Genomic DNA, 13,485 nt, shown 5'->3' with positions numbered 1-13,485 from the left:
TAACGCCGTAATTAATCGGACGCTAGGGCGGGCAGCGTGATATCCGAACGCGCCGAAAAGCGCAGAAGCGCGTGGAACGAATGCGCGACGTATGCAGACTGAGCTAATCGCCACCGCCGGCGCCTTCCAGACAACGGCGAAGACAACGACACCGTGACCTTGCCGCCGAAAGCTCCGCTCCTGAACGCGGATAATTTACGGTCACAGTCCAATTTTTTGGAAAGTGTGGACGGCCGCGGCCGGCAGTGACCCCAGAAACTGCGGTCATCGCTCAACTCATTATTTGCGCGTCAGATACTTCATGACCCCTCGGGCGGAGCTAGCACACAATAGTACGAGTTGGATGGACACCCCAAGTGAAAAGCCCCAGCTGGCTCCCTGGGCGCCCAACAGGCTGGCGCCAAGTCCAGCACACACGACGGCAAGTACAGATCCAACCATACTTGTCCAGGCTACATGCTGAGCTAGACCGATACCCTGGACCATCGCGTTGACGATAGTGATGCACGTAAGAACCGCAAAGCCGATGCAGAAAATCTGAACCGGCGCTGACGCAGATACGTACGTCGGGCCCAGCAGCACGGCCAAGATTGGTTCGGTGTAGATTACTAGCCCAGCGAGGACCGACCACACGATGAGGATGACCGGCAAGGAAAGCCCCGCCACACGCAGGAAAACCTTGCGGTTCCCGGCGGCAATCTTGGGAAGGATGAGATTGGCGAATGTGGACGGAATCATCAGAATTGCTGAGCTCAACCTGGCTGGGACGGCGTAGATACCTCCCACCGCCGCACCGGCGGCAAGGCCAACCGACGATACGTCCAGTCCACGAAATTGAACCGCCACTGTTTCTACCCAATATGGCAGTGCACTCCGAATGACTTGATTGAACTTTGGTTTTGTCGCCGGAACTGTAGGGCTGCCGATGACTTTCCTAAGAAAGAAATTAATCAAACTTTCCGATGCTGCGTATGCAATACTGTATGCGATCATGGCATGCATTCCAGCAATGGAAAGGATGACAAATATCAGGGCTTGAGCTAGCCTTCGCAAGAGGAGGCTGGCGCCGAAAATACGAACTCGGCCATTCGCGAGAGCGATACCCTCAATGACGGCAGAATTCCTCATAGCGAGCATCGCAACGGCTAGCGGCAACAGCATGAAGATCTCACTGTTGAAAATGCCAGCGATAACTAACCCAACAAAACAAGCAATTCCCGAGAATGCGCTGGTTCGGTTATTGACGTAAGTGATTCCACCCACGACTTCCGAGTAACGGGCCTTCGCTTGCTCAACGATTACGTAAGGTCCAAGTCCAAAGCCAAGAAAGTAAGCTGCCGTGAGCAGGACTCCTTGAACACCCATTGTTAGTCCAAAATCTGCGGGATTGGAAAATCGCGCAAGAAGGACCAGGGTGAGAGCCTGAAGTGCAGCCGCGCCGCCTCGCCCAGCTAAAGCCCAGAGGAAGTCTCCTGCTCGCTTTCTCCGGCCTCCCCAGCCACCCTCAGTCTGCATCTTTCTGCGTCGCCCACGAGCACGCTGTCCGCCAACTATCGTCAAGGCCAGCTCTACTCGTTGCAGCTGTAGAGAGTAAGCAATCGGTTTGCAACCGCTTCAATGCTGAATGTGGTCTTTATTCCGCGGTAGCCATTCTCAATTAGTCGTTCACGAAGTGAATCATCCATGAGTATCTTCTCCACTGCGTCTGCAAGCTCGTCAGCCGTTTCTCCAGTAAGGAGAGCAGCCTCCAAGGAAGACAAGTGCGGCGCTATTCCAGATTTCCTTGTAGTGACTACAGGGGTACCGGCAGCTAAGGCCTCAAGGACGGTCATCGGATAGACTTCTCCAACGCTGGGAAGCACATATACCCCAGCCCCCTTAAGCCGTTGAACGGAATGCCCGGGCGGAATTACGCCATCGTAGCGCAAGTAATTGCCGAGTGCAGATTCCTCGATAAACTCTTCAAGGAGTGGAAGATCGCCCTCATCAGGCCCAACAACGGAAAACTGAGCATCAATGCCACGCTTATGGAGAATTTTAGCCATCTGAGCAAAAACTAAAACACGCTTCCTTGGATGTAAACGCGCTAAGAATACCACTTCATTACGTCGTCTGTTGACAGGGGTGGCCATGGGGACACGAACACCATTCGAGATCATCTGAATTGGCACGTGTGAACCAGCAATCGACTTGATGCCGTCCGCCTCGGCGGAAGTAAGGGCAAGTAGACACCGGGCTCGGCGAAGGATTGGTTTCATAAGCACCATATCTAACGCCCGTGCTACGAAGCGTTGATCGGGCATCACCATCCCGTGCGTCTGAATTACAGGCCTAGTGGTGGTTAGTACAGTCAGTGCCGCCGGTATCATTACAAGATCTCTTGCCATATGTAGGTGTAGCCGAAAACCCTCCCTGGCGCGGGAGCGAGCAGCCGTTGCCAACCCTGGAGCCCAAAGACCGCTGAAGCTCGTCCTGCTGAATCTGCGAGCCTTGAACAGCGTGACCTTTACACCTGGTGCGGATAACTTGGCCTTTCCGTCCCATCCGGCTAGCAACTCGACGTCGTGCCCCATCCGCGCCAGCTCAGCAAGCTGACCCAGCGCAACGGCTACAGGACCTCCAAAAGCACCGTCCTCCGAAACATATGTGACTATGTGAGCAATCTTCATTGCGCGCTACTTGGAGAGGGGAAACGCTGCCCAACAATTTTTGCTGGATTACCCGTCACAATTGAGTTTCCGTCTATTTCACCATTTACGACGGTCATTGGAGTAACGAGTGCTGACTTTCCTATACGCGTCCCGCCTAAAACAAAGCATCTAGAAGTAAGCCAAACTCCATCACTTATGGTCACCGGACTTGTCAATAGAGCCATATCTCGACGATGGGCGTGACTGCCAGTGGTGATCATGGTCTCTTGCGAGATAACCACGTCATTGCCAACTTGGACAAGAGCTTGATTGTGGAACCAAACCCCCTCACCAATCCAAGAGCGATGCCCTATACGCAATTTCCAGGGAAACTTGACGCGTGTGCGCGGCCTGAAGATGACCCCGTCACCGATCTCAGCCCCGAAGAATCGCAGAACTTTGACGCGCAGACTTGAACTTATTTGCAATGGATTCGTTACGAAGAGCAGCTCTGCTATGGCCCACGAATAGATCACAATGCGCGGCCTGTCCCACGCGGCTCGCTCTCCGGGCGCTTGTGAGAGGTCGATAACCCTAGTCAGATCATTGGTCCCTGCGCCATCTGCCGATGCCATGTGCCCCCACTTCAGTTCAGTTCTGGTCGACCACTATTGTTGCATCCGTGAACAAACCCAATCTCCGCGTTACGATACTTGGCCTACACTACTCACCCGAACCCAGCGGAAATGCCCCTTACACAACTAGCCTGGCGGAGGGCCTGGCTCGCAAGGGTTACGCCGTGACGGTTGTGACCGGGTATCCGCACTACCCAGAGTGGCGACGCGCAGAAGGGTACGATGGCTGGTCCCAAGCGTCGGTTCTGAATGGCGTTCAGGTCAAGCGTCTGCGCCACTACATCCCTCGCGTGCCGACTTTCGTTAATCGCCTCCATATGGAACTGAGTTTCGGAATACGAGTGATACTCACAGGCTGGGGACGTCCAGATGTGGTCCTATGCGTCAGCCCTGCGCTCTTTTCCACGGGTTTGGCCGCAATCCGGTGCCGGCTACTACACCGTCGTAGCTCTCTAGTGATGTGGGTCCAGGATCTCTATAGCCGCGGCGTTGTCGAGACCGGACCTTCGTCAAACACGTCCTCAAGGTTAGCAAAGCGACTTGAGGCTGGCATTTTAGGTCGCGCGGATGCGGTCGTGGCTATACATGACCGGTTCCGAAAGTACTTGATGGAGGGCCTGGCACTAACGCCCGAGAAAGTTCACGTTGTACGCAATTGGACCCACCTTCCGCCCACTCCCGACTTTGACAAGGAGGCCGTCCGGAAGAGTCTCAAGTGGGGGCCCGATGACATCATCGTCCTTCACGCTGGCAACATGGGTAAGAAGCAAGGCTTAGAAAACGTAGTGAATGCGGCTCGCCTAGCGGGAGAGCATGATAGTCAGGTTCGCTTCGTTTTGATGGGCGACGGTAACCAGCGGGACATGCTCGAAAAATTGGCTGATGGTGTCAGCAATCTTTCCTTCGTCGCTCCACTTCCGGGGGATGAGTTCCAAAAAGCAATGGGCGCTGCCGACGTACTACTCGTAAACGAGCTTCCCGGCGTTACGGACATGTCTGTCCCCAGCAAGCTCACCTCGTACTTCGACTCAGGTGTACCCGTGATTGCCGCCACGGATGCCGCCAGCGTCACTGCTCAAGAATTAGCGGCAGCGGAGGGGGGACTGCGAGTGGATGCCGCCGATCCTCTGGCGTTGCTTCAGGCATCAGAAATGCTTGGAACCAATCCGGATCTTGCGAGCAAACTGGGCGCAGCAGGACAACGTTTCCGCCGAGACGTACTGTCCGAGCAGGTAGCCCTGGACCACTATGATGAGTTCATCCAAAGTTTGGCATCGCCGCGCGGCCTTTAGGCCGTGCTTTTTTATCTTTCGCACCATTGGGGGGCAAAATGACTAAACGCGCACTGATCACCGGTATCACTGGCCAAGACGGGTCGTACTTGGCTGAGCTGTTGCTCGGGAAGGGTTATGAGGTGCACGGCCTAATCAGGCGAGCATCCACTTTCAACACGGCACGGATCGACCATCTATACGTGGATCCACATGATCCCAAGGCAAAACTCTTCCTACATTACGGCGACCTTAGTGACGGCGCGAGACTCGTGACTCTCTTGGCCGACATTAAGCCACATGAGGTTTACAACTTGGCCGCGCAATCGCATGTGCGTGTTTCCTTCGATGAACCCGAACACACAGGCGACACTACGGGTGTCGGAACCATTCGTCTCCTGGAGGCAGTCCGTCTCGCTGGAATCGAGACCAAGTTCTATCAAGCCTCGTCATCCGAAATGTTTGGCGCCACTCCCCCTCCGCAAAGCGAAGATACCCCCTTCTACCCTCGGTCGCCGTACGGGGCTGCCAAGGTATATAGCTACTGGATCACAAGAAATTACCGAGAAGCATACGGGTTATTTGCAGTCAACGGCATCCTTTTCAATCATGAGTCTCCACGCCGCGGAGAGACGTTCGTTACTCGCAAAATCACTCGCGCTGTGGCAGCAATCAAGGCGGGAAAACAGGACTTGCTCTACATGGGCAACCTCGACGCAGTTCGGGACTGGGGATATGCCGCGGAATATGTTGAGGGCATGTGGCGCATGCTTCAGGCTGACACGCCGGAAGACTTCGTTCTCGCGACTGGAGGAAACTACACAGTGCGAGACTTCCTCCAAATTGCATTCGAACACGCGGGCTTGAATTGGGAAAACCACGTGCGGTTTGATGAAAGATACCTCCGGCCCACGGAAGTCGATGCCTTGGTGGGCGATGCGACCAAGGCACAGGAAAAGCTTGGTTGGAAGGCCTCAGTGCACACCCCCGAGCTTGCGCGGATCATGGTTGACGCGGACATTGAAGCCCTACGTCATTCCGGACAACACTGGATCGACTCTGTCAAGCTCGAAAGCTGGGAAAGCTAGTGCAAGCTGATTTCGACTTTGCTCATAGACCCTTGGATCGCGACTCCGTCTTCTACGTCGCAGGGCACAGGGGCCTCGTAGGTTCTGCCGTTTGGCGGAATCTTGTCGCCGCTGGATTCACGAAACTGATAGGACAAACTTCAGGAGAGCTTGACCTAAGAAATCGCGAACAAGTCTTCTCATACTTCGCAAGAACCAAGCCCCGTTATGTTGTTTTGGCTGCGGCAAAAGTGGGGGGAATTTTAGCAAACAACTCCTATCCCGTAGATTTCCTGAGCGAGAATCTGAGGATACAGGTCAATGTCTTGGACGCTGCGCTTGAGCATGGAGTTGAGCGCCTATTATTCCTTGGCTCGTCCTGTATTTATCCAAAGTATGCCGAACAACCCATAAAAGAAGAATCACTCCTGACTGGACATCTTGAACCGACAAACGATGCTTATGCCATAGCAAAAATCGCAGGCATAATGCATGTGCAATCTGTTCGTAAGCAGTACGGCGTACCTTGGATCTCTGCGATGCCGACTAACCTCTACGGCCCCGGTGACAACTTCTCACCAACAGGTTCGCATGTGCTTCCGGCTCTGATCCGACGTTTCGATGCGGCGGCGCTGTCAGGGGCACCTTCTGTCTCAAACTGGGGGTCTGGTTCTCCCCGACGTGAATTCCTTCACGTAGATGATATGGCCGCTGCATGTCTTCATCTTCTCGAACATTATGATGGTTCCTCCCAGGTTAACGTTGGTACAGGCACTGACCTGACCATTAAGGAGCTTGCTTCCGTGGTTGCCGAGGCCGTTGGCTACAAAGGAGACATCGAATGGGACACGACGAAACCAGATGGAACTCCTCGGAAGCTGCTAGACGTATCCCTATTGAAAGATTCCGGTTGGCATCCAAAAATCAGCCTGGTTGACGGCATCAAATCCACCGTCGAGTGGTACCGCTCCAACTCCACCGACGTCAGGGGGTAGGTGTCACACATGCGTGGGGCGACAAAGAAGCCAAATGCAGGGTTAGCGGCTAGTCTCCAACGTGGTCCCCAAGAATGGCGGCGCCGATACGCTCGTCGGATCAGACTGATTGATGCATTTGTAGTGGCTTGGGCCGTCGCTGGTGCATACGGGGTCCGTTTTGGATTTTCAGAATTGCCAAATGATAATTCCAAAGATCTGGACTATCTACTATTGGCGGCCGTCTTGAGTATTGCTTGGTGGCTATTTCTTGGCACTTGGGGATCACGTGAACCTAGGATTCTGGGATCCGGTTCAGATGAATACAAGAGGGTAATGGCCGCCTCCGGCTGGCTATTCGGCTCAGTTGCAATTATTTCCTACGCCCTGCGTGTGGATGTGGCTCGTGGATTCGTCGGATTAGCCTTCCCGGCCGGGGTGATTGGGCTATTAGCAGCACGCTGGTTAGTGCGTCAGCACCTTTCCGTGGAGAGATCAAGGGGAAAAAGCACTTCCCGGATACTGATCATAGGAGGGCCGCTGGCTGTCTCACATCTGGTACGTTCACTAAGGACCGCGCCCTCAGCGGGATATCAGCCGGTTGCGGCTCACCTTCCAGGTTCGGCTCACGCCACAGCCGCGATAGCCGCTCACCTCGGTGTGCCCGTCACCGGCACAGACAGTGACGTAGAAGGAATCCTTCAGGTCATCGAGGAAACGAACGTTGATTCAGTTGCAATTTCGGCTGGTGTGAACCTGAGCCCGGAGGACCTACGGAGACTCGGTTGGGAATTGGCTGCACGAGACGTGGGGATGATTCTCGCTCCTGCACTTACCGACGTTGCGGGGCCCAGGATCCATACTCAGCCCGTGGCCGGGCTCCCGCTCATCCACGTCTCAACGCCAAAACTCACTGGTGGTAAAAAAGTGGCGAAGCGCACATTCGACGTTTTTGGAGCGGGCCTGTTGGTCCTGGTTCTGTCGCCTGTGTTCATAGTTTTGGCCCTACTGGTGAAGGTGACCAGCCCGGGACCAGTTTTTTACAAGCAAGAACGTATAGGCCTTGGTGGCAGCACGTTCAACATGCTTAAGTTTCGGTCCATGAAGGTCAACGCCGACGCCGAACTCCAGCAGTTGCTAAAGCAGCAGGGCGCAGGTGATAAACCGCTCTTTAAAGTTGAAAATGACTCCCGTGTTACTAGCTTAGGTCGCCTACTTCGCAAGTACTCACTTGATGAGCTTCCACAATTGCTGAATGTAGTCATGGGCAGCATGAGCCTAGTAGGCCCGAGACCTCAAAGAGAAGGTGAAGTAGCTCTCTACGATGACGCTGCTCACCGCAGACTTTACGTCAGTCCAGGTATGAGCGGGCTATGGCAGGTCAGCGGACGCTCAAACCTCAGCTGGGAAGAAAGCATTCGTCTGGATCTTTACTATGTAGAAAACTGGTCCCTTATGGGGGATATCGTCATCCTCCTCAAAACATTCAAAGCTGTTTTCGCTAGCACCGGCGCGGTCTAGCTTTCTTCCAATTGCATTCCCAGTGATTGCAGCCAAATCGAAAGAGCATATGGAAGCAACAAATAGCCCGCAACGTAAATCTTTAGAGAAGCTTCGTAAAGGTGGACCGGAGAGACGAAAGCTGACGGTCAAGATTTTTGTCGCAGCAGCGACGATGATCATGGTAGGCGCGCTTGCCGGATTCTGGCTGACCTATAAAGCAAATGTGATCAAATCAGAATTGGAACCTGTTGTTCCACTTGCATCAGAACTTAAAAGCTCACTGTTGGACCGAGATTCCTTACGGGCGAGCGGTTTCGTCCAAGCTATGACCCAACACACGGCTGCCGCCCGGGAAGCCGCCGAGGACCCGTTGTGGACGCTTGCATCTGGGTTACCGGGGCTCGGTCTCAACCTCAGGGCCGTGACCGAAGTCGCCAGGTCTGCCGACGATGTGACAAACCTTGGATTGGTTCCTCTGGTACATGTCTACGAATCGCTCAACTGGGATTCATTGATGCCGAGCAGTTCAGGAAGCAGCTTAGAACCTATAAAGGCCGCAGCTCCGACGTTAGCTTCGTCGACCTACGCAATACGTATCTCCTCAGACAGACTTGAAGCGATTGACGCAAGTCAATTGCTCGACGAAATTGCCAAGCCGTTGAAGGACGTGAGAGGAGAATTGCGGCAGGCATCGGAGACGCTGACTTCAGCATCAGACGCAGCCAGCATCACTCCTCGGATGCTGGGCGCAGAAGCACCTCGAAACTATTTGGTCATGATCCAAAACAATGCGGAAGCTCGCGCGTCGGGAGGAATACCGGGAGCGTTAGCAGTTTTGACTCTCGACAATGGGAAACTTGAGCTCGGGAAGCAGAGCAGCGCCAGCGATGTTGGAATCATGGCTCCAACCTTGCCCGTTGATCCACAGCAGCAGCAGATCTATTCAACCCGTCTCGGCAAATATATACAGGACGTGAACCTCACGCCCGACTTCCCGACGGCCGCGAGCACCGTGCGCGCCATGTGGGAGCAAAAGACTGGACAACGAGTCGACGGAGTCCTCTCCATAGATCCCATCGTTCTGAGTTATATTCTGAAAGCAACGGGTCCCGTTCCGATGAACGGACCGGAACTCGCATCTGTGAAAGCAGCCGGGCTGCCGACGGAACTCACAGGAAACAATGTCGTGCCCACTCTGCTCTCAGATGTCTATGCGAAAATCCGACAACCCGAATTGCAGGACGCATATTTTGCTGGTGTGGCGAAGGAGATTTTTTCGGCCCTCTCCAGCGGTAAGGGCGAAGCCAAGGGGTTAATTACCGGCATCACCCAAGGGGCCCAAGAAGGGCGAGTCCTTGTCTGGTCGGCCGATTCTTCCGAGCAATCGGTGATCTCGAAATATCCGTTGAGCGGCTCCGTATCGGGACCAAGTGTCTCGCCTGCCCAGTTTGGGGTGTACTTCAACGACGGTACCGGTGCCAAAATGGATTACTACGTCAAGCGGAGAGTCCAACTCGTCAAAGAGTGCCCGGCAGATGGATACGAGCACACCACTGTCCGCGTCACCAGCACGAACACCGCACCCGCTAACGCTGAAAAGGCTTTGCCGCCGTATGTCACCGGTGGAGGCGCTTTCGGCGTGGCTCCGGGGACGGTGCAAACAAACATCATTGCGTACGGCCCGGTTCAGGCCAACGTGGAATCAGCGATGATCGACGGACAAAAGATCCCCTTTGCCCCATACCTTCACGCGAACAGGCCGGTGGGAGTTGTTGCTCAGCAACTCGCCCCAGGTGAAAGCAAAACCGTCGACTTCAGGTTCGGGAAAATTGTGCAGCACACGGAACCTGACTTGGTTGTCACGCCCACCGTCCAACCTGTAAAAGAAGTGACTCTGCCCACTAAAAACGCACCCTGCGGTTAGGGCCCGCGTCTATCGCGTTAACACTATGTAAACCGAGTGGATTGAGATTGCTCACAACCAAGAGCAGGTGGTACCGTCTTTTTTGGGATATCTATCCGTAGTTCTGCACACGGTCTCGTGCGGAGGGGACAATTCCCCATATCGGGTATCAAAACTTAAACGTCTCCGGGGGGACACACATGAAGAAGACTCTTGCTGCACTCGCACTTGCAGGTTCCATTGCACTTATCGGCTCGGCTCCCGCCATGGCCGCCACCTACCCGGCACTTCCGCCGCAGGCTGCCGTTTCGGATGGTGTTGTTGGCCCTGGTGAAACATTCGTCTTCCGCGGGCAGGGCTTCCGCGCCGGCGAACCACTGATCATCCGCGTTACACCCGGCCAAGCTCCTGCATCCAATGGCGCTGGCGTTGGTAACCGTGCGGTTGCCGCACGCATCGCCGTTGTCGCCGAGGCTCAGGAACTGTCCGCTACGGCTGATGCTCAGGGTGCAGTAGCTCTGCCCCTTGCCATTAGCGAAGCCGGCACCTACTCCATCACCGCAACCGGCACCCAGTCCGGCGTGACCGTTGGCCCGGTTACGGTAACGGTGGCTGCTTCCCTGGCGAACACCGGTGGCAACGCTGCCGGTGCTCCGTTGGCCAACACGGGCGGGCTGGCCAACACTGGTGCCGACTCCGGCCTGGTTCTCTGGACCTTGGTTGGCGCAGGCGCTCTCGCCGCAGGCGCAACCTCCGTAGTGGTGGTCCGCCGCCGTGCCAAGGCAGAGGCTGCTGCCTAACCGCAACGCCTCCTAGCACCAACGAAGGTGGGTGCATCTCCGGAAACGGAGATGCACCCACCTTTTGCTTTTGGGTTTCGACAAGCTCAACCACCGGCGGGCTGTGGGTTTCCGCAACGTTGGCTTCCTCCGGCCTAATCACCGTCCGATTTGTGGTAACTATTAGGGCTATGGGGAGACATTGGCGCAGGGCACCACGAGAGTACGACTTTTTCATCCCACTCCCCCGGCCGCAGATGCTGCAGTACCTGATACTCCTCTTCCTTGCCGCCTCCGCCTTGGGGACCGCTGCCTTCGCCCTCCTACGGGCCTCCTGAGGTCCATTTGAGCCTCCTCCAGAACCATCGGCTCTGGCGCACAGCACTAGCAGGCATGCTTATTCCCCTGGCGCTCGTCGCATATTGGCCATCGCCCGTAGATCAGCCTATTTCAGGACAGCTCACCGCGGTCCTGCATTTTCTTCACGGCCACGGCATCCCTGGCTGGTTCAATTACCAATTTGTCGAAGCCGTCGCCAACGTCGTCCTCTTTGTCCCGGTGGGTTTTGTTGGCGCACTCTCGTTTTCAGAACAACGATGGTGGCAAATCGGAGCATTCGGATTGCTAATTTCCGGCTGTATCGAGCTGGGCCAGCTCCTGTTTCTTCACGACCGCTTTGCAAGCCCGTCAGATATCGTGACAAACACGTCAGGAGCCATTATAGGAGCCCTCCTGGCGACCCTCGCAGTCCAGACACAGAAGAGGCCCGCCGCCTTCCGGCAACGGGCCTCCAAGAAGCAGTAAAATATTAGAACTAGCCGACGAAGTTCTTCATCCAGGACTTCAGATCCTCACCGAACTCAACCCGCTCGGACGCGAGGGTGATAACGGCCTTGAGGTAGCTCAGCTTGTCGCCGGTATCGTAGCGGCGGCCCTTGAAGACCACACCGTACACGCCGGAGCCCTCGCCCTCGCCGGCGGCAAGGGTCTGCAGGGCGTCCGTCAACTGGATCTCGTTGCCGCGGCCCGGCTCGGTGTTCTCCAGGACGCCGAACACGGAGTGGTGCAGCACGTAGCGGCCGATCACGGCAAGGTTGGACGGAGCCTCGCCGACGGCCGGCTTCTCCACCATGCTGTTGACGCGGACGTAGTCCTCGCCCTCCACAGCCGTAATGTCAGCGCAGCCGTAGGCGCTGATCTGCGACGGATCAACCTCGATCAGCGCGATCACCGAACCACCGGTCTTCTGCTGCACCTCCATCATGGTGCTCAGCAGGGTCTCGGCCTCGTCGATGAGGTCGTCACCCAGCAGGACGGCGAAGGGCTCGTCACCCACGTGCTGCTGGGCGCACAGCACAGCGTGGCCGAGGCCCTTGGCCTCGCCCTGGCGGACGTAGTGGATGGGGCCCAGGTTGGAGGCGTACTCCACCATCCCCAGCTTGTCCTTGTCCCCTTTAGCTTCGAGCGCGGCTTCCAGGCCGGGCTCGCGGTCGAAGTGGTCCTCCAAGGCGCGCTTGTTGCGGCCGGTGATCATCAGCAGGTCCGTGAGGCCGGCATCAACCGCTTCCTCCACCACATACTGGATGGCCGGGCGGTCGACCACCGGCAACATTTCCTTCGGCATTGCCTTGGTGGCGGGCAGGAAGCGTGTCCCCAATCCGGCAGCAGGAATGACGGCTTTGGTAATAGCTTTCCCCTTAGTCATAGCTGAACCTTAACAAATTTGATGCGGGGACCGGCAATCGGAGGCGGATCCCGGAGGGCCGGATCGGCAGCGGAACATACCCATTTGACCCATTCACAGCCGCACCGGGACCACCTCATTGGAGGTGACGAAGGTCCCGGACGAGGCTCGGGACTGCGCGGAAGAACCGCGCCCATCTGGCGCGATGCTGATTCAGTCGTCCTGAGAAAGACATGTCCGCATAGATGTTCCCGCTCAGGAGGATTTCGGCGCGCGGAAAGAGCGCCCGCCACACCATCCTTGGCTTGTCCCTCCAGGGAGCCTGAACAATGGCAATGAGCCGCGCGCTCCCAGGTTCCCGTGCAGCGAGGCGGTTGACCCACTCCTGGGAGGGTTGCGGCCACTCCGGGCCTATGGTTTCGGGCAGTAGATCCTTAAGGAAGGGCCGGACGGCTGCCAGTGAACCCGTGGCCGTTGCGAGCTCCAGGAGCTCTACCGCCCGAGATTCCAGCCGTATGAGGCCGGCGAGGTACTCAAGCTCCTGGCGGCAAGCAGGCAGCTCCGGCGACCGCAAGGCGTGCAAAGCCAGAAACAAGATCCCCAGAGCCTTCGAGGGGACTCTTAGCCCCTGTCCTGCGAGTTCCATGTGCACGGTGTGCACCCACAGAACCTCGAAGCAGCTGCCGGCTGGTTCTTCCATTCCTGGAAAGCGGAAGTGGACGTCAATGCAGCAAGGCCATTCGGGGTGGTGAACGGTGACGGAGTGCTTTGGGAACGTCTTGGTGTCCGGATCAACGGGACGGTCACGCCAGCCGCGTTCATGGAGGCCCGCCAGCAACTCATTCAACCTGAAGGGATCCACGAAGACATCCACGTCTGCCGATATCTTGGCTTGACGCAGCCCCTGCATGACGCTTGCTGGTCCCTTGATGAAGAAGACCCTGAGGCCGAGGCTGTCCGCCAGACGTGCCGCGAGGGCGTGGCCGAGGAGCACGCCCTCCGGGATCCTGAGTTGGGTTTCGCGGCCAGTGGAAGTCAT

General features: G+C 56.3%; 11 protein-coding genes. 7 read left to right on the top strand and 4 right to left on the bottom strand.

Annotation, left to right across the window (positions count from 1 at the left end):
- Positions 1–279 precede the first annotated feature (279 nt).
- Entirely contained in the window at positions 280–1,515 is a 1,236-nt protein-coding gene (locus tag ACR65K_RS00710) for an oligosaccharide flippase family protein (protein WP_440150946.1), read from the bottom strand.
- Positions 1,516–1,568: 53 nt separating this feature from the next.
- On the bottom strand, positions 1,569–2,669 hold the full coding sequence (locus ACR65K_RS00705; RefSeq protein WP_440150945.1) for a glycosyltransferase: 1,101 nt from the start codon (positions 2,667–2,669) through the stop codon (positions 1,569–1,571).
- Between the two features lie 589 nt (positions 2,670–3,258).
- Between ACR65K_RS00705 and ACR65K_RS00700 the strand changes: the two genes are divergently transcribed.
- The 7 genes from ACR65K_RS00700 to ACR65K_RS00670 all read left to right on the top strand — a co-directional run bounded on the left by ACR65K_RS00700 (position 3,259) and on the right by ACR65K_RS00670 (position 11,566).
- Positions 3,259–4,557, top strand: a complete 1,299-nt coding sequence (locus ACR65K_RS00700) for a glycosyltransferase family 4 protein (RefSeq protein WP_440150944.1) — start codon at positions 3,259–3,261, stop codon at positions 4,555–4,557.
- A 38-nt stretch (positions 4,558–4,595) separates the two neighbouring features.
- Positions 4,596–5,624 (top strand): GDP-mannose 4,6-dehydratase, encoded by a 1,029-nt coding sequence (gmd, locus tag ACR65K_RS00695; protein ID WP_440150943.1) that lies wholly within the window; start codon positions 4,596–4,598, stop codon positions 5,622–5,624.
- The gene (locus tag ACR65K_RS00690) at positions 5,624–6,598 is read left to right on the top strand and encodes a GDP-L-fucose synthase family protein (protein ID WP_440150942.1); all 975 of its coding nucleotides are present in this window, start codon (positions 5,624–5,626) and stop codon (positions 6,596–6,598) included. Before gmd ends, ACR65K_RS00690 begins: the two co-directional genes overlap by 1 nt.
- A 9-nt stretch (positions 6,599–6,607) precedes the next feature.
- Entirely contained in the window at positions 6,608–8,098 is a 1,491-nt protein-coding gene (locus ACR65K_RS00685) for a sugar transferase (RefSeq protein ID WP_440150941.1), read from the top strand.
- A gap of 22 nt (positions 8,099–8,120) precedes the next feature.
- The gene (locus ACR65K_RS00680) at positions 8,121–10,004 is read left to right on the top strand and encodes a DUF4012 domain-containing protein (RefSeq protein ID WP_440150939.1); all 1,884 of its coding nucleotides are present in this window, start codon (positions 8,121–8,123) and stop codon (positions 10,002–10,004) included.
- A gap of 179 nt (positions 10,005–10,183) precedes the next feature.
- Positions 10,184–10,783 carry an LPXTG cell wall anchor domain-containing protein gene (locus ACR65K_RS00675; RefSeq protein ID WP_440150938.1) on the top strand — a complete coding sequence of 200 codons (600 nt, stop codon included), beginning with the start codon at positions 10,184–10,186 and terminating at the stop codon, positions 10,781–10,783.
- A gap of 372 nt (positions 10,784–11,155) precedes the next feature.
- The gene (locus ACR65K_RS00670) at positions 11,156–11,566 is read left to right on the top strand and encodes a VanZ family protein (protein ID WP_440150937.1); all 411 of its coding nucleotides are present in this window, start codon (positions 11,156–11,158) and stop codon (positions 11,564–11,566) included.
- A 10-nt stretch (positions 11,567–11,576) separates the two neighbouring features.
- On the opposite strand, the gene galU is transcribed toward ACR65K_RS00670, so the two are convergent.
- Positions 11,577–12,467 (bottom strand): UTP--glucose-1-phosphate uridylyltransferase GalU, encoded by an 891-nt coding sequence (gene galU / locus ACR65K_RS00665; RefSeq protein ID WP_440150936.1) that lies wholly within the window; start codon positions 12,465–12,467, stop codon positions 11,577–11,579.
- 115 nt (positions 12,468–12,582) lie between these two features.
- Positions 12,583–13,485, bottom strand: a complete 903-nt coding sequence (locus tag ACR65K_RS00660) for a nucleotidyltransferase family protein (RefSeq protein WP_440150935.1) — start codon at positions 13,483–13,485, stop codon at positions 12,583–12,585.

The sequence above is a fragment of the Arthrobacter sp. SAFR-179 genome, assembly GCF_059414945.1.
The sequence above is the reverse complement of the archived record's forward strand: the minus strand, read 5'-3'. Positions and strand labels throughout refer to the sequence as shown.